This window comes from Caballeronia zhejiangensis, from assembly GCF_022879815.1.
In the GTDB taxonomy this organism is placed as follows: Bacteria; Pseudomonadota; Gammaproteobacteria; order Burkholderiales; family Burkholderiaceae; genus Caballeronia; species Caballeronia zhejiangensis.
Window position 1 is genome coordinate 1,163,242 of sequence record NZ_CP084283.1, and the last position, 22,412, is coordinate 1,185,653.

29 protein-coding genes and 1 tRNA gene are annotated in these 22,412 nt (G+C 59.9%); 18 read left to right on the top strand and 12 right to left on the bottom strand.

Going from position 1 to position 22,412, the window contains the following annotated elements:
• Nucleotides 1-37 precede the first annotated feature (37 nt).
• The 11 genes from LDZ23_RS05570 (at nt 38) to LDZ23_RS05620 (ending at nt 9,220) form a co-directional block, all read left to right on the top strand.
• Nucleotides 38-412, top strand: a complete 375-nt coding sequence (locus LDZ23_RS05570; protein ID WP_244807984.1) for a phage tail tube protein — start codon at nt 38-40, stop codon at nt 410-412.
• A gap of 3 nt (nt 413-415) precedes the next feature.
• Nucleotides 416-976 (top strand): phage tail assembly protein, encoded by a 561-nt coding sequence (locus tag LDZ23_RS05575; RefSeq protein WP_244807985.1) that lies wholly within the window; start codon nt 416-418, stop codon nt 974-976.
• A 163-nt stretch (nt 977-1,139) separates the two neighbouring features.
• Nucleotides 1,140-2,567 (top strand): DNA circularization protein, encoded by a 1,428-nt coding sequence (locus LDZ23_RS05580; RefSeq protein ID WP_244807986.1) that lies wholly within the window; start codon nt 1,140-1,142, stop codon nt 2,565-2,567.
• 99 nt (nt 2,568-2,666) lie between these two features.
• Complete coding sequence (locus LDZ23_RS05585; RefSeq protein WP_244807987.1) at nt 2,667-4,178, top strand: phage tail tip lysozyme; 1,512 nt, start codon at nt 2,667-2,669, stop codon at nt 4,176-4,178.
• The gene (locus LDZ23_RS05590; RefSeq protein ID WP_244807988.1) at nt 4,178-5,257 is read left to right on the top strand and encodes a phage baseplate assembly protein; all 1,080 of its coding nucleotides are present in this window, start codon (nt 4,178-4,180) and stop codon (nt 5,255-5,257) included. Before LDZ23_RS05585 ends, LDZ23_RS05590 begins: the two co-directional genes overlap by 1 nt.
• An 8-nt stretch (nt 5,258-5,265) precedes the next feature.
• Nucleotides 5,266-5,829 (top strand): phage baseplate assembly protein V, encoded by a 564-nt coding sequence (locus tag LDZ23_RS05595; RefSeq protein ID WP_244807989.1) that lies wholly within the window; start codon nt 5,266-5,268, stop codon nt 5,827-5,829.
• 3 nt (nt 5,830-5,832) lie between these two features.
• A complete protein-coding gene (locus LDZ23_RS05600; RefSeq protein WP_244807990.1) occupies nt 5,833-6,279 on the top strand; it encodes a phage GP46 family protein in 447 nt (148 codons plus the stop codon).
• A gap of 1 nt (nt 6,280) precedes the next feature.
• Nucleotides 6,281-7,444, top strand: a complete 1,164-nt coding sequence (locus LDZ23_RS05605; RefSeq protein WP_244807991.1) for a baseplate J/gp47 family protein — start codon at nt 6,281-6,283, stop codon at nt 7,442-7,444.
• A 7-nt stretch (nt 7,445-7,451) separates the two neighbouring features.
• Complete coding sequence (locus LDZ23_RS05610; protein WP_244807992.1) at nt 7,452-8,048, top strand: YmfQ family protein; 597 nt, start codon at nt 7,452-7,454, stop codon at nt 8,046-8,048.
• A gap of 10 nt (nt 8,049-8,058) precedes the next feature.
• Complete coding sequence (locus tag LDZ23_RS05615; RefSeq protein ID WP_244807993.1) at nt 8,059-9,033, top strand: hypothetical protein; 975 nt, start codon at nt 8,059-8,061, stop codon at nt 9,031-9,033.
• 10 nt (nt 9,034-9,043) lie between these two features.
• Nucleotides 9,044-9,220 (top strand): hypothetical protein, encoded by a 177-nt coding sequence (locus LDZ23_RS05620; protein WP_244807994.1) that lies wholly within the window; start codon nt 9,044-9,046, stop codon nt 9,218-9,220.
• Here the strand turns inward: LDZ23_RS05620 and LDZ23_RS05625 are convergent.
• From LDZ23_RS05625 to LDZ23_RS05640, 4 genes are all read right to left on the bottom strand, one after another.
• Nucleotides 9,206-10,252 (bottom strand): acyltransferase family protein, encoded by a 1,047-nt coding sequence (locus LDZ23_RS05625; RefSeq protein ID WP_244807995.1) that lies wholly within the window; start codon nt 10,250-10,252, stop codon nt 9,206-9,208. The two genes, LDZ23_RS05620 and LDZ23_RS05625, sit on opposite strands and share 15 nt — an antisense overlap.
• Nucleotides 10,253-10,320: 68 nt before the next feature.
• On the bottom strand, nt 10,321-11,073 hold the full coding sequence (locus LDZ23_RS05630) for an SGNH/GDSL hydrolase family protein (protein ID WP_244807996.1): 753 nt from the start codon (nt 11,071-11,073) through the stop codon (nt 10,321-10,323).
• 8 nt (nt 11,074-11,081) lie between these two features.
• A complete protein-coding gene (locus LDZ23_RS05635; RefSeq protein WP_342346275.1) occupies nt 11,082-11,303 on the bottom strand; it encodes an XRE family transcriptional regulator in 222 nt (73 codons plus the stop codon).
• A gap of 194 nt (nt 11,304-11,497) precedes the next feature.
• A complete protein-coding gene (locus LDZ23_RS05640; RefSeq protein WP_244807998.1) occupies nt 11,498-13,000 on the bottom strand; it encodes a glycosyltransferase family protein in 1,503 nt (500 codons plus the stop codon).
• Nucleotides 13,001-13,150: 150 nt separating this feature from the next.
• On the opposite strand from LDZ23_RS05640, the gene LDZ23_RS05645 reads away from it, so the two are divergent.
• From LDZ23_RS05645 to LDZ23_RS05665, 5 genes are all read left to right on the top strand, one after another.
• Nucleotides 13,151-13,570: a hypothetical protein gene (locus LDZ23_RS05645; RefSeq protein ID WP_034473981.1), complete on the top strand. Its 420-nt coding sequence runs from the start codon at nt 13,151-13,153 to the stop codon at nt 13,568-13,570.
• Nucleotides 13,571-13,610: 40 nt separating this feature from the next.
• A complete protein-coding gene (locus tag LDZ23_RS05650) occupies nt 13,611-14,111 on the top strand; it encodes a hypothetical protein (protein ID WP_244807999.1) in 501 nt (166 codons plus the stop codon).
• 61 nt (nt 14,112-14,172) lie between these two features.
• Nucleotides 14,173-14,460: a DUF7940 domain-containing protein gene (locus LDZ23_RS05655; RefSeq protein ID WP_244808000.1), complete on the top strand. Its 288-nt coding sequence runs from the start codon at nt 14,173-14,175 to the stop codon at nt 14,458-14,460.
• A complete protein-coding gene (locus LDZ23_RS05660; protein ID WP_244808001.1) occupies nt 14,432-14,953 on the top strand; it encodes a glycoside hydrolase family protein in 522 nt (173 codons plus the stop codon). Before LDZ23_RS05655 ends, LDZ23_RS05660 begins: the two co-directional genes overlap by 29 nt.
• A gap of 67 nt (nt 14,954-15,020) precedes the next feature.
• Nucleotides 15,021-15,533 carry a lysis system i-spanin subunit Rz gene (locus LDZ23_RS05665; protein WP_244808002.1) on the top strand — a complete coding sequence of 171 codons (513 nt, stop codon included), beginning with the start codon at nt 15,021-15,023 and terminating at the stop codon, nt 15,531-15,533.
• Nucleotides 15,534-15,696: 163 nt separating this feature from the next.
• On the opposite strand, the gene LDZ23_RS05670 is transcribed toward LDZ23_RS05665, so the two are convergent.
• Complete coding sequence (locus LDZ23_RS05670) at nt 15,697-16,011, bottom strand: hypothetical protein (protein WP_244808003.1); 315 nt, start codon at nt 16,009-16,011, stop codon at nt 15,697-15,699.
• A gap of 22 nt (nt 16,012-16,033) precedes the next feature.
• A complete protein-coding gene (locus LDZ23_RS05675) occupies nt 16,034-16,522 on the bottom strand; it encodes a hypothetical protein (protein WP_244808004.1) in 489 nt (162 codons plus the stop codon).
• Between the two features lie 465 nt (nt 16,523-16,987).
• Between LDZ23_RS05675 and LDZ23_RS05680 the strand changes: the two genes are divergently transcribed.
• Nucleotides 16,988-17,419 carry a hypothetical protein gene (locus LDZ23_RS05680; RefSeq protein ID WP_244808005.1) on the top strand — a complete coding sequence of 144 codons (432 nt, stop codon included), beginning with the start codon at nt 16,988-16,990 and terminating at the stop codon, nt 17,417-17,419.
• A gap of 336 nt (nt 17,420-17,755) precedes the next feature.
• Here the strand turns inward: LDZ23_RS05680 and LDZ23_RS05685 are convergent, their stop codons facing one another.
• The 4 genes from LDZ23_RS05685 to LDZ23_RS05700 form a co-directional block, all read right to left on the bottom strand.
• Nucleotides 17,756-18,364 (bottom strand): hypothetical protein, encoded by a 609-nt coding sequence (locus LDZ23_RS05685; RefSeq protein ID WP_244808006.1) that lies wholly within the window; start codon nt 18,362-18,364, stop codon nt 17,756-17,758.
• 135 nt (nt 18,365-18,499) lie between these two features.
• Nucleotides 18,500-18,576 (bottom strand) — tRNA-Pro (locus tag LDZ23_RS05690).
• Between the two features lie 89 nt (nt 18,577-18,665).
• Nucleotides 18,666-19,076: a hypothetical protein gene (locus LDZ23_RS05695; RefSeq protein WP_175979959.1), complete on the bottom strand. Its 411-nt coding sequence runs from the start codon at nt 19,074-19,076 to the stop codon at nt 18,666-18,668.
• Nucleotides 19,077-19,217: 141 nt separating this feature from the next.
• The gene (locus LDZ23_RS05700; RefSeq protein ID WP_244808007.1) at nt 19,218-20,108 is read right to left on the bottom strand and encodes a LysR family transcriptional regulator; all 891 of its coding nucleotides are present in this window, start codon (nt 20,106-20,108) and stop codon (nt 19,218-19,220) included.
• Between the two features lie 103 nt (nt 20,109-20,211).
• Here LDZ23_RS05700 and LDZ23_RS05705 point away from each other — a divergent pair, with 103 nt between their 5' ends.
• Nucleotides 20,212-20,652 carry a DoxX family protein gene (locus LDZ23_RS05705; protein ID WP_244808008.1) on the top strand — a complete coding sequence of 147 codons (441 nt, stop codon included), beginning with the start codon at nt 20,212-20,214 and terminating at the stop codon, nt 20,650-20,652.
• On the opposite strand, the gene LDZ23_RS05710 is transcribed toward LDZ23_RS05705, so the two are convergent.
• Both LDZ23_RS05710 and LDZ23_RS05715 read right to left on the bottom strand, forming a co-directional pair.
• Complete coding sequence (locus LDZ23_RS05710) at nt 20,632-21,555, bottom strand: LysR family transcriptional regulator (RefSeq protein WP_008350178.1); 924 nt, start codon at nt 21,553-21,555, stop codon at nt 20,632-20,634. The two genes, LDZ23_RS05705 and LDZ23_RS05710, sit on opposite strands and share 21 nt — an antisense overlap.
• A 34-nt stretch (nt 21,556-21,589) precedes the next feature.
• Entirely contained in the window at nt 21,590-22,408 is an 819-nt protein-coding gene (locus LDZ23_RS05715; RefSeq protein WP_008350176.1) for an IclR family transcriptional regulator, read from the bottom strand.
• Between the last annotated feature and the right edge of the window lie 4 nt (nt 22,409-22,412).

Genomic DNA, 22,412 nt, shown 5'->3' on the forward strand with positions numbered 1-22,412 from the left:
TGACCGGGCGGCTTTTTCTTTTGTGGAGAAGCCAACTATGGCGAACAACACGAATTTCATCGCCGGCACCGCGTACATCACGATCGACGGCGTCAATTACCAGCTCGAAGGCGAGCTTCGGTATGACGTCGGCACTGTGACGCGCGAGTCGCTGTCCGGCCAAGACACGGTGCATGGCTTCAGCGAGAAGCCGAAACCGCCGTCGATTTCCGCATCGATTCGTGATTCGGGCGGCGTCAGTCTTGCTGCGATCAACGCGATGCGCAGCAATACGGTCGTCCTCGAGCTTGCGAACGGCAAGACGATCATCGGCCGGAACATGTGGACTGTCGAAGCGCAGGAAGTCGACACGACCGAAGCGAAGTTCACGGTCAAGTGGGAAGGCCTGCAAGGTTCGGTCACGGAGCAGTAATCGATGAGCGACACAAAAACCATCCAGTTGCGCAAGGCGCTGAGCTACGGCAAGGGCGATCAGGCCAAGACAGTCGACTCCATCACGCTGCACGAGCCGACCGCAGGCGAATACGAGAAGGCGGAAAACGCGGCCGGCGTGTACGGGCTCCAGATCGCTTTGATCGCGCTGCTCAGCGGCGTACCGGTCGACGTGATCGACCAGATGTACACGAGCCAGATCGACGAGGCGGCCGACTTCATCGGTTCTTTCGGCAAGGAAGCGATCAGCGGCATGAAGGCGAGCTCCGACGAATTCGAGCTCGTCCTCCAATCGCCGGTGAAGCTAACGGCCGACGACAGCCCGCTGAATGTCGCTTCGCTCGAACTGTGCGAGCCGACGAACCAGCAGAAGCGCAAGGCGTCCGCAGCCGGCGGCACGTTTGCGTCGAGTATCGCGCTGATCAGCATCGTGTCGAAGGTACCGAAAAACGCGGTGCGCGCGCTGACCGCGCGCGACTTCATGGCCGCGTGCGCGTACTTCAACGGTTTTCAGCTTCGGCGGACAGCGGACTCGGACGACTGATTGCCGCCGTGACGGCTGTGCCGGAAGGCTGGGATGACGTCCTCGCGGAATTGACGCATTTCATGCGGTGGGGGCCGAGGGACGTCGAAAGCATGACGGTTTCCGAGACTTTGCGCTGGCTCGACCAGGCTAAGCGAATGAAACAACAGATTGGAGCAAAGGCATGAACATTGGAGGCGGCGCAGGCGCAGTGCTCGGCACCACCTCGGGCATCTCCAATCTGGCGAGTTCGCTGGCAGCGCGACTTGGGGGCTCGGCGGGCTCGTACTTCGACCAGTTGCGGCCCGCCTCATTCCGCGGCGTGCCGTTCGTATCGCTCGGCGGTGAAGGGGGCTTCGGTCGCCGGAACGAACTGCATGAATACCCTCTGCGCGACACGCCGTGGGTCGAAGATCTTGGGCGTGGCACGCGTCGCTTCCGGGTCTTCGGTTTCGTCGTTGGCGACGACGTCATCGCGCAACGCGACCTGCTGATCGCAGCCTGTGAGAAGGAAGGGGCAGGCTCGCTCGTGCATCCGACGTATGGTCGGCGGGACGTCAGCCTGATGGATAGCCGATGGATCGAGCGGTGGGAGAAGGGCCGGTATTTCGAGTTCGAGTTTGAATTTATCGAGGGCGGCCCTCGTGTCTTCCCAGCGACCTCAGTGGCTGGCGGCAGTCTTGTCGAGAGTGCGGCGAGTGGCCTGAATGTCGCGGCCGCTCTCAATTTCGCACGGACGGCGCTGACCGCCATCGCGTACGGCGCGGCGGTGCTTGGGTCGGCGGTGAGCACGGCCGTCGGCTGGTACACGGCTGCGAAGAATTTCGTTGGGGACGCGCGGAACCTGTTCCGGCTTCTGACAAACCTGCCGGGTGACTTTGGCCGATTTGCCGGCAGCGCCACGGTGCCGACGTTCAGCAAGTTTCCGAGCTCGTCCGTCGATACGAGTGGCGCGACCGTCGAAAGCCTCACACAAGCGGCAACTCTTGCACGCGCGAATCTCGACACAGCGTCCGCGGTGCTCGACTCGGCGGCGAGAAATCTGGACGCGTCGACGATCGACGACTTCACCGCTGCGGTGCAGGGCGTTACGAGTGCGATGCTGGCGGCGACGCCGGATCCGGCTGATTCGATGCGCTTGCTCACGTCGTTGGCGGGCTACGAGCCGAGCGGCGCGACAACGGCATCGACAATCGGCACTGCAATGGCGACGATGCAATCAGCGTGCTCCGATCTCTTCCGGCGCTCGACCATCGCTTCGATTGCAGTGGCAGCATCGAATTACGAGCCAACGTCGAGTGACGATGCGGCACGCGTGCGCAGTCAAGTGCTCGATCTAATCGACGCTGAGATGACTGTATCGGGCGATCAAGGCGACGATGAGACGTATGAGGCTCTCCGTTCCCTGCGCCAAGCTGTTGTGTCTGATCTGAATCAGCGCGGCGCGAGTCTGCCGGCGATGCGGACCTTCGCGTTCGCGACGCCGTTGCCGTCTCTGACGCTCGCGAATCGCATCTATCGCGACGCGTCGCGAGCGGATGATCTGGTCGCGCAAGCAGATCCGGTGCATCCCGCGTTCTTTCCTACGAGCTTCAAGGCACTGGCTACCTGATCCATGGCAAACAACCTGACGATCGTCATCTCCGCGCTCGACAGGACGGGGGCGGGTTTCGCTTCGGCGAACCGGAACCTTCGTGCCATCGATCAGGCGATGATGCGCACGACGCGCTCTTCGCAGCGCATGACGGCAGTGCAAAGCTTCGTGACCGGAGCGACGCGCGCAAGCGCGCTCAGCGGCGCATTGCTCGCTGGCGTTGTAGGCGCAGCCGCGCTCGTCACGTCGAAGATCCTTTCGATCGAATCGGCATGGGCAAACACCGTGCGCAGCGTCAGCAACAAGTCGCTGACCCTCGGTATCGATGCCAAGCAGATGTTCGGCATCCAGAATGCGGCAAAGTCGGTCGGCCTGAGTGCCGAGCAGACGACGTCTTCGGTCGAGGGTGTGACGCGCGGGTACTACGAGTCGACGCAAGGTCGCGATCCGCAGAAGCGGATGATCTATCAGGCGTACGGCATCAACGGGCTTGACGAGCGCGGCCAGTTCAGTTCCGAGCGTCTGCTCGAGCAGATCGCTGCGGCCGGCGAAAGCGTGAACAGCCGGAACGGACCGCTCGCGCGGCACCGTTTGTTCGAAGCGCTTGATGCTGGCGGCTTGGAAGATCTACTGAACAAGGGCGCCGGCGGTGTGCGTGACCGCTACGCGCGCGGCGTTGCGCTCGCACCCAGCGAGGACGATATTCGTCACGCGAACGACTACGCAGAGGCTATGGCGAGGCTCGACGCGCAGTTCGACAAGACGAAGCAGACGATACTCGGCGGCCTTGCTCCGGCGCTGACGACCTTTCTGGAAGGCGTCGAGCGCGTCATCGCGCGCGTGAATGGACAGGACTATGTGCCGACGCGCTGGAACGGCAGCAGCTACGTTCCCGCTTCGTCGCCGGATGCGCCGCCCGCAGCAAACCTCGGCGACCGGGCGATCGATGGACTTGAGAAGTTCGGTAACTATCTGCGCGGGAACGGCGCGCGCACGAACGCCCAAGTCGGCGCTGAGCCGAACGCCAACGTTCCGGCCGCCGTCTCGTTCTTCGAGTCGCGCGGGTGGACGCGTGCGCAGGCAATCGGGATCGTCTCGAATCTGCAGCACGAGAGCGGCATCGACCCGGCGGCAAGCGGCGACAACGGCAAGGCGTACGGGATCGCGCAGTGGCATTCCGATCGCCAAGCCGCGTTTCAGCAATGGGCCGGAAATTGGATCGGTAATTCGACGCTCGAGCAGCAGCTCGGATTCGTCGATTACGAGCTACGGCAGGGCGGTGAGCAGCGCGCTGGTGCCGAGTTAGAAATGGCTCGTACGCCAGGCCAAGCTGCCGATGTTGTTTCGCGGCTGTACGAGCGGCCCGCGGCCGCAGCAGCGGAAGCTGCGGCACGCGCTGCGACCGCGAATCGTATCGCTGGGCTCTATTCCGGGGAACAAGGGACGGATGCGGCGCAGCAAGACGCGGCGCCGGCGCGTTCGGACGGCGAGCTTCGCGTGAAGGTAGAACTTGGCAACCTGCCGAAGGGCTCTCGCGCTGAAGTCTCGGGCACGCCGAACGTGAAATCGACGGTGGAGCGCGGCTCGACCGGCTCAACTAGTCAATTCGCACTCGGGGCGACGTACTGATGAATTCACTCGTTGTGACGCTGCCAGAGTCGAAAATCTCGATCACCGGATGGACGGCCGCGCGCGTGACGCGCTCGATTGAAAGTTGCACGGGATCATTCGTGCTGGAAATGACGGAGCGGTTTCCGGCTGAGGTCGACGAAACATCGCTGATCGGTGGTGCGCCAATTCAGATCGCGATCGATGCTGACAATCTGTTGTTGACGGGGTATGTCGATACAGTCGAATACATCATCACGCCGCACGAGCATATGGTTCGCGCGACGGGGCGTGGACGGTGTCAGGATTTGATCGACTGCAGCGCTCCGGTCTACAGCATTTTGGCGAACAGCCGTATTGATGCCGTCTGTCGCGACCTTGTCAAGAAATTTGAGCTTGAGGTCGTGGTCACGGCGAGTCTCCAGGCGGTGATCGACGACCTGCCGACGATTCCATTTCAGCTTATATCCATCACAGAGACGCCGTGGGAAGTGATCGAACGATGCTGCCGGTATAGCGGCGTTCTCGCGTTCGAGCTTGAAGACGGATCGCTGTGCCTTGCGATGGCAGGCGATGACTTAGGCTCGACGGGAGTTGAGCTCGGCAAAAACGTCGAATCTGCTGTGTCTGTGAAGAGTTCGCTCGGCAGATTTTCAAGCGTCTCCGGCGTCTTGACAAACTACAACAACGCGACGGACATCGGCGTGAATCTGTTGCCGGAATACACAGCGTTCGATCGCGGCGTGAAGCGGTGGCGCACGAAGTACATCGTGTCAGAGCAGCCTGCGTCAGACCGAACATATCTTCAGCGTCGTGTGGATTGGCAAGTCGCACGCGCTTACGGTATGTCCCGTCAGGTTCGAGTGCTGGTCGACAGTTGGCTCGATGCAAGCGGATCACCGTGGTACTTGAATTACCAGGTGCCGGTGACGATGCCACTGCTGAAGATTCCAGAGAAGACTCTGCTGCTTATAACAGAGACGACGTTCATTCTTGACGAGCACGGAACACATACCGAGTTGTTGCTTGCTCCGCGGCAGGCATTTCTACCCGAGCCGCTCGTACTGCAACGCATTGATCCGGATATCGCTCCGGAATAGGGATTTCGATGCATGACGCACTGAACTCGCTGGCGCGGCGGATTCGTCTGTTCGTGAGCCGCGCGGTGATCTCGTTCGTCGACGACACGCGTACGGTCCAGTACCTGCAGGCGAAGATCAACGCGCTGGAGACGGTCGGCGACATTCCGCGCTACGTAGAGTACGGGCTGTCATCGAATCCGCCGCTCGGCTCCGAGGCGCTGATCGTTTTCGGAAATGGTGAGCGCACGAACGGCATCGTCATCGCCACGTCGAACGCGAAGTATCGCGTGACGGCGCTCGCGAGCGGGGAGGTCGTGGTGCACGACAACACGGGACAGAAGGTCTATCTATCGCAGGCGGGCATGGTGCTCGACGGTGGCGGAAAGCCTATGACGATCACGAACACGCCGGACATTTTGGCGGATACGCCGATGTTCAAGTGTACCGGCGACATCCTCGATAACTGCAACACAAACACGCGCACGATGGCGGGCATGCGGACTGTAGCGAACGGTCACACGCATCCGATCACGAACGTGCAGACGGGCGGCAGCACGATCAACACGCAGCCGCCGACACAGCCGGAGTAACAGATGCCTGACATCAGCATCGTTTGGGACGCCGCGAACAGCCGGGGCGATTGGCAGCGGCTTGGCCCCGACCTGCTCACCGGCAACGATCTGCAAACCGCTGTGCTGCTTAGCCTGTTCACAGACCGTGCGGCGAATGCCGACGACGTCATCCCAGATGGCACCGGTGACCCGCGCGGCTGGTGGGGCGACCTCGACGAGGACAGCCCGATCGGTTCGCGGCTCTGGCTTCTCGATCGGTCGAAGCAGACTCAAGAGGTGCTCAACAACGCGCGCGACTACATCGTCGAGGCGCTGCAATGGCTCGTCGATGACGGCGTCGTTGCGAGCATGGATGTTCAGACGGAATGGACGCGCGACACGTTTCTCGGCGCGCAGATAACGCTCTATCAACCGGCCGGGCCCAGCGTCTCTCTGACGTACGCATGGGCATGGCAACAGCTCACCTGATATGCCATTCCAACGTAAAACGCTCTCCACCTTGATCAGCGAGGTGGCGGCGGACATTAACTCGGCCTTGCAGGGTGCTGATGCAACGCTGCGCCGTACCGTCTTGAAGGTGGTCGGAAAGGTGCAGGCGGGAATGTCTAACCTGCAGATGGGGTATCTCGACTGGATTGCCAAGCAGGCGGTTCCGTTCACCGCAGAAGACGAATATCTGGAAGGTTGGGCGGCGCTCAAAAAGGTCTATCGCAAGGCCGCGACGCCAGCGCAGTTGACTGCTTCGTTCGCTGGCGTCACCGGAACCGTTCTGAATGCCGGAACGCAGGTCGTGCGCAGTGATGGCGCGACATACACGACGGGCGCAACCGCGACGGTCGACGGGACTGGTTCTCTGGCCGTGACGATCGTCGCAACATCGGCTGGCTCAGCAGGCAACGCCGATCCGGGAACGGCCGTCGCTCTCGGCGTTGCGGTGTCGGGATTGCAGTCGTCGGGAACGATCACGGGCACGGTTGCATCTGGCTCAGACATCGAAGATAACGACGATCTGCGCACGCGAATGCTCGCCGCGTACCAGAACACACCGCAAGGCGGCGACCTCAACGACTATGTCGGATGGGCGCTCGCCGTGCCCGGCGTCTCGCGTGCATGGTGCGCGCCGAATGGCTTCGGTGCCGGGACGGTCGTGATCTATACGATGTGGGACTCGGCCGAAGCTTCTCACAGCGGCTTTCCGCAGGGAACGAATGGCTGCTCGCAGTACGACAAGGGCCCAGGCGGCACGCCGCGCGGCACAGTGGCAACCGGTGATCAACTTGTTGTCGCCGACACCATCGTCAACGAACAGCCGGTCACCGCGCTCGTTTATTCGTGCGCGCCCGTCGCGAACAACCTGACGTTCACTCTGTCGGGGCTGACGGGCACGTCGACTGCGACGCGCGCGGCGATTTCCGCAGCAATCTCCGACGTCCTGTTTCGGAATGGAGATCCTCGTGCGGGCACGATCAATCGATCGGACATCGAATCCGCGATCGCCTCTGTGTCCGGTACGAGCGGCTTCGTCATCACGCTTGTACAGGGCGTCGTTGGTGTGACGACAACGACGTATCCGGGAAACATCACAAGCGGCTTCGGTCAGCTGCCGGTGCTCGCCGGCGTGAACTACGTTTGAGGCGTCCATGCTTGCACCGAACTTCAAGGCGGCGGATTTTCTCGTCGCGATGCAGGCGTTGTTGCCCCGTGGCCGCGTATGGCCGCGTGATCCGGATACTGTCCAAGCGAAGGTCCTTTCGGGGCTCGCGCCGTCGTACGAGCGCCAGACCGCCCGCGCAAACTATCTCTTGGTCGACTCGTTCCCCGCGACGACCTATGAGCTCCTGCCGGAGTGGGAGGCGACGCTTGGTCTTCCGGATCCATGCGCGGGTGTCGCGCCAACGGTACCGGCGCGGCGTGCACAGGTTGTCGCGCGGCTCACCAACTTCGGCGGCGCGTCAATTCCATATCTGATCGGTTTCGCGGCGAGCCTCGGCTACACCGTGACGATCACACAGTACACGCAGGCCCGGGCAGGGATGCTCCGCGCTGGTCAGCCGTGCTGCGGATACGACTGGAATTTCGCCTGGAAGATCACTGCGCCGTTGAACACCGTCGCGCGCGCACTCGCTGGCTCGATGGCCGCCGGCGATCCGCTCGCATCATGGGGCAACAAAGTTCTGGAGTGCGAGTTCCGTGCAGTGATGCCGGCGCACACCATCCCGATTTTCGCTTACGCATAGACGAGGCACCATGTATCGAATCGATGACGCAACCGCCGCGACCTCCCTCCCGACGCCCGAAACCGCCGGCACGGAAGGGTACTTCACAGAAGGCAATCCGACGGCCGGAACGCCCGCGACGAACGTGCGGGGATCGTGGCTCAACATGATTCAGGAGGAGCTGTGCGCGATTCTAGCCGCGGCGGGCATCACGCGCTCGAAGACCACGTATACCCAGGTCAACAGCGCGCTGCAGAAGATGTATGGCTCTGTCGTCGGCACTGCTCGCAATCTGGCGATGAGTGTGACTGCTGCCTCGGCGACGGCAACGCTCAGCGCAGACCTTATCGTCGTGTCCACAACGCTTGGCGCTCAGACGTATGTGCTTCCGAGCTTTAGCAAGACGATTAATCTCGCAACGACGGGTGCCGGCGGCATGGACACCGGTGCAGCTCCCGTGAGCGGATTCGTCGCACTGTACGCGATCTACAACCCGGCGACCGGAGCAAGCGCTCTGCTCGCAAAGAACGCAACGTCGGCGGTGCAGCCGAACGTCTATGGCGGCGCAAGCATGCCGGCCGGTTACACTGCGTCCGCACTGGTATCCGTTTGGCCGACAAATGGCAGTGGGCAGTTTGTAATCGGACTGCAGTGCGATCGAGAGGTATGCCTTGCAAACAACACGGTTCTGTCGACTTCGTCCGCTCAAGCATCTCTAACGTCATTCTCGGCTTCTGCAGCGCTGCCGCCAAATGCACGAACCTGTCGCGGCGATTTTACGATTGGGTCTTCAAGTGCATCGGCAGGCGCAAACGGCGTGGTCAGCGGTTCGCCTGGCGAAGTGGGGCGCGTGGCTCTGGGCGCGACCAGCGCGACAGCCGGAGCGACGACAGTTGTGTCTTTCCCGCACGTTGCTATTCAAACGCCGCAGACGCTTTACTATCGGGCCTCGGTGTCCGCGGGAACGTTGAATTTTCTCGTCAATATCACTGCCTACACGTTCTAGGGAAACTTAAATGGAATTCTTCGTTGCTTTCGAAGACTCTACCGAAACGGTGGTCATAGCGTCGTTTGGCTGCGCGCAAGATCCGGCCGTATGGCCGTATCAAGGCACCGTGTCGAATATTGACGAGCGGTGGACGTCATACGCTTCCAGCTTTCCGAAGGAGACATTCGATTTAGTTGGCGCCTGACTGCTCGGAGGTATTGACGATCTCGGGCGCTGTGGACGTTTTTGCGCGAACAGTGTTTCGATAAGGATCGACGATTTTTCGGTTCAAGTACTCAAATATTGCCGATAGTCCTAGGACCAATGGGAGCGAGAGCCAGAATAGGATCCAGCCGGTCGCCTTTGTGGATAGCAGAAGCTGGGTTGCGAAGGCGACTTGATAGTGCAGCAGGTATATAGGGTAGGACAGCCCTCCCACGTTACGATCTATCCATCGAAAACTGCGGCATTCTGTGGAGCTTGCGATGAAGAAGAAAGCAGCAGCGAATCCCGCCAAGTTCAGGTAGTAAGGTACTCCGGCTGCCTCGAGCGGAAGATAGTGCAGTGAACAGATGAGTGAACCATAGGCCCCGGCGGCAAGAAGTGAGCCGACACTGTTGACCAGCATCTTGCATTTCCGGACTGCGAAATAGAGGCATATGCCAATTCCATAAGGCAAGGTCGCTGCGGGTACTGCATAGATTCGCTCATTCACATCGCGGAACATGATGAGATGGAACAGGGCACCCGCGAGCAGGCAAATGATGCCGGTCTTTATGTTTCTCGCGGCACCCAATGCCAGCACGATATACATGGCGAATTCGACTGCCAGTGCCCATGCCGGGGGTACTACATGCGAGACGCTCTGCGTTCCCGCCACGGGAAAGTCGGGCCGCCAATACCAATTCGCACCCAAGCCGATCCACGAATACCACGAATCAGGAAGGGTGAAGTTTCGGTGGAACGCCTCGGCAAGCGCGGGCGCGATGCAGATCAGCAACACCGACATTCCCGCCGCTACCCAGTACATCGGGTATAGCCTCAGAAACCGATTCATGAAGAACCGAATGAACCCCTCGACGCCAAAGCCATAATTGCGATGAAGCGTTGCGGTCATCAGGTAGCCGCTGATTACGAAGAACGTCGATACGGCATACGTCGCCGAAAGGTCGGTCCATCGTCCCAGGTGGGCTGCCATGACAATTAAAGCTAAGAAAGTGCGTAGTGCTCCAAGCATTTTGATTTGTCGATTCGAGAAGGTGCAATCTTATATGGTTGATCGCGCCCATTTTCTCATATCGATGATCACGGTCCGTTCGTGCCTATTAAGCTGGCAACGATCGGGCGTAGAACGGCCTCTGTATTCGCCGCCTTGTATGCATACCCGGCATCGGTAGGGTGAGTCAGATCATCGCTCAGCCATGACAGCCAATTTGGAAGTCCCTGAAACGCGTCGAACTGGGCGACCAGCGGCGCATTGATTTGTGCGGACATCTGCCTCAAGACATACACGTAGCCAAAAATGGGCGCGCTCGGGTCAGTCTGCACGCCATTCACTGGGTTTGGCTCTTGGAAAACGCAGGTTTTGCCATAACTGCGAGCAATCTGGCAGAGTTGAGACATGTCTGCCCAATATTCATCGATGGACTCGCTTGGAACACCAGCCTTCGGCTTGGCAGCGTAGTAGCTATCGTTGAGCGCGAAATTGAAGACGACAATCTTTGCAGGGCTCGCCGCCATAACCTGTGAGAACGGTGGGTGAACCCCATCCGTTCCGTTGAGCAACTGCGCTGCTTCGGTCCCGCCGACGCCCTGATTGTTTACTTTTACGCCAGCGCCAAAACGCATTTGAAGCATGTTTTGGACGATGGTCGGCTCGTTGTCTACGGTTTCGCCGAGGATCCCACCGATTGTCTGGGCGCCCTTGGTCGTTGAGTCACCGTAGAAGTCGATCTGGACCTGCTGGACGGTAGATGCTTTGGCCGGTGCGATGATCCCAGCGCCATCCCCTCCACCGCCGCCGCTGCAGGCCGTCAAAGCGGCGGCAGTGCAGCCCATGGACATCGCTATGGATGCTGATCTCCAGCGAGATCCTCCTCGACGAGTGCGCCGAACTCCGCCATCTTCGCGAGGACATGAGCGAAGTCTTCCGGTGTTAGTGCGAGCTTCGCCGCCGCCACGAACGCCATGTGCGGGCTCAGTTCCCTCGGTGATTGACCGCCCGTGTACTTGCGCCACTGATGATCGCCGGCCAGCCAGAACAGATCCGCCATCTGTTTTCCGGTCATGTTCAGATCGTGCTTCAGGTTCGCAAGATCGCGCGTTGACGGCGGTGTGTATTTGATGGGCATGGGTGCGTGCGCGCGTCACGCGCGGGCGAAAAGTAAGTCTCATGGTCGTTTCCTTTCGGGATGTCGGGCCGCGCTGGGATGCGCTACCGCTGGACTACATAGTAGACCCTTTGGGTCTGAAATTCAAGCGATCATTGATCGCCTTTTGGTATCTGCTTGTTGTAGAAGACGGCCGTTGAGAATGGATCGTGTAATGGCTTCGCTGCAAATACCTCATGCGCGCCCGCGTCGATCATCGCCTTCTCGAAAGAATCCACGAACGGGTATTGCGCGAAGAAGATCAGCGCTTGATTCGGTAGTTTGGTCTTCCCGGGTACGAACGGTTTCGCGTCAATGCCTCCACCGCTCAGTCTTTCGATGTAGAACCGCGACGTAAGCGCTCTCCATTTGTTGAACTCGCTGTTCGTAACGTAATAAACGCTCGATTCGCCTTTGTGATCGACTATGAACTGAGCAGCACCTTTCCAGTCGGCGACAGGTGCCCGTTTGGCGCGGACAGCTTGCAAAGAATGGAACACGTCGAAAATTGCGAGTGCGGCGAAAATAACCATCAAGGGAAACCTGAGGGCCGGCTTATACACATGCAGCAAGTACACCAGTTGAGCGGACAATATGGAGCACATCGGTACGAGTGCGATGTAATTTCGCTGCGTGGACATCGGTGTGAAGTGATCGATCAGGGCTACCGACAAGACGTAAGCAATGATTGCGACGGTCAGCATAAACGCACTCGATGCAACCGATTGCTTCGAGCGGCCGGGTGCCCGAGCCACAGGTTCATCGACACCGACGCGGCGTGCAAGCCATGTGCCGAAAGCAACCGCAACAAGCCCAAGGAAGAACGAGATTCCGCACGAATGACCAGGAACCGGAAAAACAGAGAACGCTGCAATAGAAAGCGTATCGACAACGCCATTTACATGGATCCAGAAGTTGCCTCCCGCTTTCGCAGACACCGTTCCTATCGCTACGTGAACGCATGGCCAGATCAGGGTGGCGAACAAGGCCAGTCCTATCGTCAATAGCCGTCGAATGTCCCTTCGAAATTCCAATGCGGCGATGCCCATCAAGATCCAAGCCAGCACTAGGCCAAAATAGTGAACCAGCGACATCGCAACGCAACTCGCCAAGAAAGAGTAGTTGCGAGAGTGCCGGCTCATGCGCATGAATCGCTCAACACTTATGGCAGATGCCAGCATTAGAATCGCGTATGAGCGCGCTTCGTTCGCGTAGAACGCAAAGAGCGGAGCCGTGCATAGAAGCGCCACTGCAACTAGAGCGAATGGACGGCCCATGTTACGACAGCTACGGTAAACGGGCACTGCAGTGCAGATCGCTGCTATCCAGCTAAGTGATCGAGTGGCGACCTCGCCTGCGCCGAACAGTCCGATCCAGCCGCGGAGTATCACTTGATATAACGGCGGGTGGACGTCTGTCAGTATGAGGCTGAACATTGATCCGAAGCTTTCTCTACTAGCAGTAACCGAAAAGAGCTCGTCGAGCCAATACGAGTAGCTCACGGGAAGGATTGAAAGCGAGACCGCAATCCCGCAGAAAATCAAGGATGCCGCAACGATCCCCAAAATTGAGGCGGTGCCCGCCAACGGATGTTCTTGAGTTGCTCTTTCAGACATAGCGTGACGATGGGGAAGACAGACCGCGATTGTAGTCGAAGTCCTAGTGAGCGTATCCGCCCTTTCAAGTGAGCAGATGCAGCCTAGCAGCGCCGTCTTCGGGCGGCTTTTTTACGACCGGACAACCGGCGAAGCACGAGGACAGACCAGATGTCGGAATTCTGGAACGAGGGCGTTAAATCAATCGTCACGGCTCTCGGAAGCGTAGGCACGTTCTGGGTTGGTGGCCGCATGTGGCGGCAGATCGATCGCAGGCGACAAGCCGAGAGCGAGGGCGAGGCCAACATCGTCAAGGCCGACTCTGCCGCACAGGTCGAGGCGATCGCGCGGTTTGAACGCCTGGCAACGTTAGCCGAAGAGCGGGCCGGTCGCGCGGAGGCTCGCGAGCTGCTCGCCGTGCAACGCGCGGACCGTGCCGAAGAATTGATGCGCTCTGCGGAACAGCGAGCAGATGCTGCTGACCGACGCGCGCAGCGCGCGGAGGCCGAGGTGCTCGAGTTGAAAACCAGAATCGAACGCCTCGAGAAGGCGATCGAAAACCGGAGGGAGTCAGATGTCTCGCGTTCGTGACTGGCGGTGGTGGGTGATGGGCGCATGTCTCCTCGGCGGCTTGGCGGGCGTCGCCGCGGTCGGCTTCTTCATCGGGCAATGGGGCATGTCGGTGGAGCGTGCGAATTGGACCAAGGAGCGCACGGCTTACATCAAACGGTTCCCCGAGGTGCGAGCCGAAACGAGGAACGCATGCGTTGCCGAATACGAGAGCAAGGTGCAGCAGCTGCAGCAGCAGAACCAGCAAAACATCCAGGCTATGTCCGACCTTCGATCGTTGATCACCGATACGCATGATGTCGCGCAATACACGCTGCGCTTTCTCGGCGACCGCGCGAAGCTGACCGACGCGCGCCAGGCTGCCCTCATCAAGCAAACACGGCAGGCCGCCGCAGCGGCGACAGTGGCCGCCCAAAAGACGGAGGCCGTCGAGCAGAAAGTCGCCGTTGCCGCGACGAAGGCCGACGAGGCCGCAAACACCGCGAAGGCAGTCGACAAGAAGCTCGAGACGGCGACGCATCCGTCATTGCCCGCGCAGCCTTGGGCGGGCATCCGGCGATAAGCCAACACACGCTTTCAATCCGAACCCGGCCGAGCGCCGGGTTTTTCTTTTTAGGGGCCCTATGAACCTCAAGCTTCGCCTGGTCGATGACGCGGCCAAGGTGCACACGTATTCGTCGACCATCATCGCTGCGACGCTCGGCGCCGTCTCAGCCGCATCGCCCTTCATCGAGGCGGCATGGACGGGCATGCCCGACGAAGTGAAGTCGCTGCTTCCGGATAGCTGGCGGCTCGCAATCGCGATCGCGGTCGGCTGTCTTGCAATCATCGCCGCGCGCTACACAACGACGGCTCCAAAAACGACCACGAGCGGGGCAGCGGATGGCGACGCAAGCGCAACAGCCGAGTAAGCGGCCGAGCAAGAAGACACTCGCCGCGACGCTCGGGGCAGCAGCAGCGGCCGCGCTCGTCACGCTGACCGCGTCGCAGGAGGGCGTCTCGCTTAAACCCTACAACGATCGTCTCGCGAACAACATCCAGACCGTTTGCTTCGGTGAGACGAATGTGGAGATGCGCGCGTACACGCTGCCGGAGTGCAAGTCCATGCTCGGCGACAGTCTCGCGGGCTATGCGTCGGCCGTGCGCGACATCACGCCGGGCTTCGACTCGTTGACCGACGGTCAGAAGGTTGCGGTTGTGGATCTCGCCTACAACATCGGCGTACCGAACTACAAAGGCTCGACGCTACGACGTCGCTACATCGCGCGCGACTTCCCCGGCGCGTGCAGCGAGTTCATCAAATGGCGCTTCGTTGCTGGCAAAGACTGTGCAATAGCCTCGAACCGATGCGCCGGCATCGTGACGCGTCGCCAGCTCGAGGCGCAGGCCTGCCGAGGAAACTGACATGTCTCCATACCTCATCACAGGAATCATCGCGGGCGCGCTCGGCATCGCAATCGGCGGCATCGCGGTGCACACCGTCGACGCCACGAAGCTCGCGAGCGAGCAGACCGCGCGCGCACGTGACAACGAGATCAACGCGCAGAAGCTTCAGGCCGTGTCCGACGCCGCAGCAAGCGCGGCGCGCGCGGCGATCGCAAAACAGAACGACGCGGCGACGCAGATCGCGGCGCTCGATACGCAACTCAATCAGGAGAAGGCCTCCCATGATGCCGACAATGCGAAGAATCGCGCTGCTATCGCTGATGGCGCTCGCCGCCTGCGCGTCGCAGTCACCGCCTACACCCCCGCAAGCCGTGACGACGCCGCAAATTCAAGCGCAAGCGCCGGCGGCGTGGGCGATGGCTCCGGTGGCACAGCCGAGCTATCACCTGCGTTTGGATCGGCTCTTTTCGGGATCGTCGACGACGCCGACAGTGACGCCCGCGCAAAAGCCGAATACCTACAGCACTACGTCTGCATCCTCCAGCAGCAAGGAGTGATCGCGGGCATCTGCAGCGCAACGACCGCCGGCAGGGATTAACGACAAGAAATAAGTAACGGGCGAGCGCTGGTCCGAACGGAGGAAATACCATTGCTGCTTGACCGATTTCGGCAGCGCGCTCGTTGAGCGCCCGCCGGCACCTGGTGACTTGCAACCGCATCCTCGACGGAGACCGGCAACGCTCGATAATCGATGGTCGCATTCAATGGGTAATCGCTTTTCCTATGGCATTTATAATCACTTCCCAGACGGCCTCTGCGGCTTGCTCGGCCGCTACAATGCTGAGCGCTTTGGTGCCCAGCACGAAATCTTGCAGGTTTCGAATTTGCAACTGGTGAAGATTTTCTCGCTGTTTATCGTTGAGCCCGTTGTCGGGATCTTTTATGATTAACGCATTTTCAGTAAGAAGCCGAAGCTGAAGGGGTGCAGTTTTTGCAATCAATTCAAACTTACCCTGCAAGACTTCTTCCAGCTTCTTTAGCGCCTCTTTTATTACTGCCGTTTTGTCTATCGACATGATATCGGCTCCTATTCAAGAATCACTTTGCGTCCTGCTTTTCGACGTCAACTTTCTTCGCTCCTTGCTTCAAACCCAACTCGTACATGAGAAGCCATTGAAGATCTATAGTCATTCCGTTGCGATAGGAAACTATAAGTGGATCAGCTAATCGGTTGTCCTCTTCGTGAAGTTTTTCCTCGGCATCTAGATTTGTTCTAAGGTTGTCGATGACTCCGCTAATGTGCTGCGTTGATTTGTCAGGCTGCGCCAGCATCCTCATCTCGATTGCAGACACATCTACTTTTGCCTTGTCGTAAAATTTTGTGTTCGATGAGTAGTCTCCAGCCTTTTTCTCATCTGTTGTTGATGTTGTCTTGTTGGATCGCAAAAGTTTCACTGCTTGAGCGTTGATGTCGCCTTGCAGTGTCGAAATTTTCTGATCGGCAACTTGATCATATTGGGGAGCGCCGCACGCGCTCAAAAACACTAGTGACGTGATTACGGTGACGAATAATTTCTTATTATTCATGGCAGTCCCCACTAGATTTTATGGAAGCCAGCTGATTGAAATACCCTTCCTGCGGCGTGAAAGCGTCGCAGTGAATGGTTTAATGCGGTTTGTTATGGATAGCTGGAAGGTTAGAATTTTTTTAAACGAAAGGAAGGAGATCGTAAAGAGCAATGTTCGCTAGCGCACACAGTGCGTTTTCATTGCTATCGTATAGAGGACGCGACCGGTCAAAATTTGCGACAGCGGCTCGCGCGATTCCGAGACGATCGTTCTCCGACACGTCATGAGACAAGGGTCGTCGCAAGCCGATCGTGGAAATTGAAGGACCGTAGCGAAGTGCTATATTTCGCTAAGGCTGCATTGCGCGCACTGCGCTCCGTCGTTATTCAGTGCGCATTACCGTGACTTCGTCTCGGCTGCGCTGCATTTCCGCTGCCAGTAGGTCGGCCGTTCGTCATTGAGTTGAATCTTAGGCGGATCGAAATGGACGAGAATCCCGTGGATGCGGCGGCGCTTCTAGGCGCAGCGCTTGCAGTGGTGCTTGCCGTTTTGATCGCCGAAGGTCCATTCGATTACATGAACGGTGTTGTATCGATAACCGTCTTAGCAATCATCTACGCGTATCAATGGGAGCGCCCACGGCCGCAAAGAAAGCTTAGCTTGGCGCTGAGCTGCACTATCGCAATCGTCGCGACCCTTCTCGTTGGAGTTGCAGGGGAGATTGTCACGAGCGGCCTCAGCCTGAAAGGGCACCTTGAGTGCACCACAACTGCTGACACTCCGCCGCTGTCCAAGTGCGTGCAGGCATCTAACCTGCCTTTCTGGATTCCGCCGACGTCGTGGGTAGTAATCACGCTCGTGGTTTACGCGATCGACCGACACAAGCAGCGGCGAAAATCGAGTCCGACCGGCTAAGTATGACCCGAGATGCGAGCGCTCACGTGGTACCGTCGCGCGCTTCAAAGCGCGGCGACCTCGCCGAGGATAACGCTTCCGTTCCTACCCATCGCACGCGGGGGGCGGTCGTTCGGCCGCCGAGAGCCATTCAGGGCGCTCGTACTCGTCGTCGTACTCGTTGTCGATGCAGTCGCAATCTCCCCACATCCATCTATCCGGTATGTCGCCGAGCGCCGGCTGACACTCGTCGCGCGCGAGCCTGCGCGCGCAGACGGGACACCACATCGCCCCCACTTCCGACTCCATTCCGCTTAGGGCGAATACTGTATGAATGCACAGTATATAACTCGAATCTTATCGATCCCAGCCGTCGTTCTCCAAGCCGTCGATTATTGACGTATAGAAAGCAAGCCCAAGCTCGGCGAACGCCACCATGGTGTGTTCTGCGATAGGGTGGCCGTTGTGGGAGTCGGGAACCGGCGTCGTTTGACCGCGGGTGACCGCAGGCAATGCAAAGATTTCCGCCGGTGCGAAGCGCACAGAGGTGAACCCCTCGACTCTTATTGGTATCGTTTCAGGCTTCCCGTCGGCGCGTGTCAATTTGACGTCGCGCAATGAAATCCACGATCCATTTGGGCCGTCTACACGATACTCAGGACCCGCGGGAATCTCTTCCGTGATCGGGTCGATCGTGTGCTCGTCCGCATCACGGGCTCGGGCAAGGTACTTGATGAGCGGGTCCCGTTTCTGCGCCTCTTTGGCGCGCTTCGTGTGAACTGAGTTGAAAAATTTCGGGTCGCCCTTGAGCGACGCTTCCGTTTTGTTCCAAATCCGGGTCGTTCGACTGAGAAACTCTTTCCAGTGAACGTCAAGTTCGGCGATGGTCCTCGCCGCCTTCATCGCCTCGATCGCTTCCCGCGCAAACCGCAGTTCCGTCCGCGCTGCATTGAGCCGCTTCCCCACTTCGCCTCCTGTACAACCATCGGTTGCGCCGGCCGGATGAGAATATTAGAAGTCTTCTAATACCCTGCATAGCCTGCACAAAAAATAGGCACGAGAAAAAACCCGCGTCAGCCAATGCTGACGCGGGTTCTTGTCTGGTCGGGGCGAGAGGATTTGAACCTCCGACCACCTGCACCCCATGCAGGTACGCTACCAGGCTGCGCTACGCCCCGAAAGAGCGAAAGTATATCAGAGAGAAACGAATAGTAGAACTGCTTCCAACAATTTCGCTGTTGCACTCACAAAATTCACTCGCAATGCGTCAGAGCGTCAGTTCCGACTGCGTGTACGGCGACGTCTGGATCTTCACCGAATCCTCGCGCTCGGCCGACGCCCGCTCAGGCGAGACTTCCAGCGCGAAGCGCTGACGCCTGCGGAACCTCAAAGCCAGAAGCAACGAAATCGCGCATGGAATCAGATAGGTGGCGATGCGCTCCGTCCACGCGATGCGCGATCCGAAAGTGTCGTACGCCGTGCGCTCATCGAAGCCGGCGGACGCAAAAATCATCGTCAACGTGAAGTCCAGCACCATGGCCGCGCCGCACAGACACAGAAAGATCAAGGCGCCGTTCCACTTCAGAGCGCGTTCGCTCGCATTCAACGTGCGGCAGACGAAGAGCGTCACGCCCAGCAAACTCAGGATAAAAATCAAGGGAAGCCACGGAAAATGCATGTCGCGCGCCTCGCGTATGGGTAGAAGGGACGATCCCGGCGGCGCGCAAGATGGATTTATGTTGCGTCTGGAGCGCCCGCTTCCGGAAGCGAGCGCGATGATTACACGCAAGTCTCGACGCAAAAATAAGAGTAATCCTAATCAGATTGGCCGATCGGCCAGCGACTCCGACAGGAAATCGATGAACGTCCGCACCTTCGTCGTCATGAATTTGCGGCTCGTGTACACCGCATACACGGACGGCGCGAACGCCGAATAGCTCGGCAGCACGCGCACGAGCGAGCCCGACGCCAATTCCGGCTCGACGATCCACGCCGGAAAGTATGCGAGCCCGAGTCCGGCGCGCACGAGCTGTAGCGCCATCGACGTATCGTTGGTCTTGAGCACCGCCTGGTTCTTCACGGTAAACGCGCCGTCCGGGCCCGTCAACGTGACGGAATCGATATTCGTGTAGGTCGGCAACACGAAGCGATGACGCGCGACATCATCCGGATGACGCAGCTTGCCGTGCTGTTCGAGATACGCGCGCGAACCCGCGAGCACGAACGGCATCTTGCACAGCGGCCTGACGATCAGCGAGGGCGAAGGCTCCGACGTGGCGCGAATCGCCATGTCGTAGCCTTCCTCGACGAGATCGACGAAGCGATTCTCCAGCCGCAGATCGACGAGCACGCCCGGATAGCGCGCCTGATACGCGACAAGCAGATCCGCGAAGGTGCGATTGGCGAACCAGCCTGGCGCCGTGACCTTGAGCACGCCTTGCGGCTCCGCCGTCTGCACGCCGACGGCAGCTTGCGCGGCCTGCAGGATGTCGAGCGCCTCGCTGCATTGCTCGTAGTAGACGTTGCCGGCTTCCGTGAGACTCAGGTGACGCGTCGTGCGGTTCAGGAGACGCACGCCGAGCTGGCGCTCCAGATTGGCGACGTGCTTGCTCGTCATCGCGGTCGAAATGTCGAGCCGTTCAGCAGCCTTCACGAAGCTGCCGGCCTCGACGACTTCGCGGAACACGCGCAAGCTGGTGAGAGCATCCATCGATCATTTCCTGCCGGGAAACAAAACGCTAATGTTAGCCGGATTTATCGACCGACGATGTCTGCCTAAACTGCAGGCAACCTACCTTCACTGGAGTTTTGCGATGTCTGCGACACACACTCGACCATCCGCGGCCAACGCGTCGGCGCTCGCCGTCTACGCTCACGCGCTGCTGCGCATCGTCGCTTCGTATCTGCTGCTCACGCATGCGAGCGCGAAGCTGTTCCATGTTCCGCACATCGCGATGTTCGACGGTCTGCCGCTCGTCTCGCTGCTCGGCGTGGCGGGCGTCATCGAATTGATCGGCGGCGTGCTCGTGCTGATCGGCCTGTTCACGCGGGCGGCGGCGTTCGTGTTGTCGGGCGAACTGGCGTTCGCGTACTTCATCGGGCACGCGCCGAAAGGAAACTTCCTGCTGCCGCTATTGAATCAGGGCGAGCCGGCCGTGCTGCTGTCGTTCATCTATTTGTTCATCGCGGCGGCGGGGCCGGGCGCGTGGAGCATCGACGGGCGACGTCGAGCATTACTTCGGCCACTCGTCTAGCTCGTCGTTGAAGAGCGAAGCGACGATGCCGCGCAGCCACATCGTGCGCGCATCGTTGTGAAACTTGCGATGCCAGTGCTGCTTCAGATCGAAGCGGGGCAACGCGAGCGGCGGCTCGGCGAGCGTGATCGACGCATGTTCGGCGACATACGCGAAGCCGATCGCATGCGGCACCGTCGCGATCAGATCGGTGCGCGACAGGATGAACGGCAGGCTCATGAAGTGCGGCGTTTCGAGCACCGCGCGCCGGCGCACGCGTTCCTTGTCGAGATAATTCTCCAGCACTTCCTGGCTGCGGCCTTCCGCGCGCACGACCGCGTGGCCGCATTCCATGAAGCGTTCGAGCGTGAGCGGCTGGTTCGCGAACGGATGATCGCGCCGCATCAGACAGATGAACCGGTGCGAGAAAAGCCGCTGCTGAAAGAAGTTGTTGCCGCGCAAGTCCGGAAAGTAGCCGACCGCCAGATCGATATCGCCGGCTTCGAGCCCGCGCTCCACATCGCCATGCGACGCCGACACCGAGCGCAGATTCGCGTTCGGCGCTTCCTTCGCGAAGGCCTGCAAGAGGCGCGGCAGAAAGACGATCTCGCCGACATCGGAAAGCGCGATCGAAAACGTCTCCGCGCTCGTCGAAGGATCGAAGTGCTGCCGGTCGAGCAGGCCGCGTTCGATGCGCGCCAGCGCCTCGCGCGCCGCGGGCACGAGCGCGATGGTGCGCGGCGTCGGCTCCATGCCGCGCGAGGTGCGCACGAAGAGCGGATCGTTGAAGTACTCGCGTAGACGTGCGAGCGCGGTCGACACGCGCGGCTGACTCACCCCGAGCCGCTCGGCGGCGCGGCTCACGTTGCGCGTCTCCTCGATGGCGACGAGGTACGGAATCAGGTTGAGATCGAGATCGTTCATTTCGGAACCGCCGTCTCCTCGCGTCGATACGGCGTCATCCGCGCCGCGCGACCATGTCCGACACGCGCTGCGCCGCTTCCTGCAGCGGTTCGAGAAACGCCTTCACCATCTGCTTTGCGTTCTTGCGCTGCGCGTTGCCGCTGATGTTCAGCGCCGCGATCACGCGGCCTTGCCGGTCGCGGATCGGCGCGGACATCGAAATCAGTCCTTCCTCCAGTTCCTGATCGACGATTGCCCAGCCCTGGCGGCGCACCGCGGCGATGGCTTCCTTGAGCGCGCCCTTGTCGACGATCGTGCGCGGCGTGCGCGCGACGAGCGAACTCGCATCGAGCGCTTCGTCGAGGCGCGCTTCGTCGAGCGCGGCGAGCAGGACGCGGCCCATCGACGTGCAGAACGCAGGCAGACGGCTGCCGATCGACAAATTCTGCGTGATGATCTTGTGCGTCGGCACGCGCAGCACATAGACGATTTCCGCGCCGTTCAGCACGGCCGCCGAGCAGCTTTCGTGCACTTGCTCGACGAGATCTTCCATTACCGGTTCGGCCAGATTCCAGAAGGGCATCGACGTCAGATAGGCGAAGCCGAGGTCGAGAATCTTCGGCGTCAACTGAAAGAGACGCCCGTCGGCCTCGACATACCCGAGCGCCTGCAGCGTCAGAAGGATGCGGCGCGCGCCGGCGCGCGTGAGGCCGGTGGCCGCCGCGACATCCGTCAGCGTCTGCGCGGGGCGGTTCGCATCGAACGAGCGGATGACAGCGAGCCCGCGCGCGAACGACTGCACGTAGGCATCGCCGGGGCGCGCCTGCGCGTCTTGCGGCTCGGCATCCGGATTGAGCGTGGCTGAATTCTTCATAAGG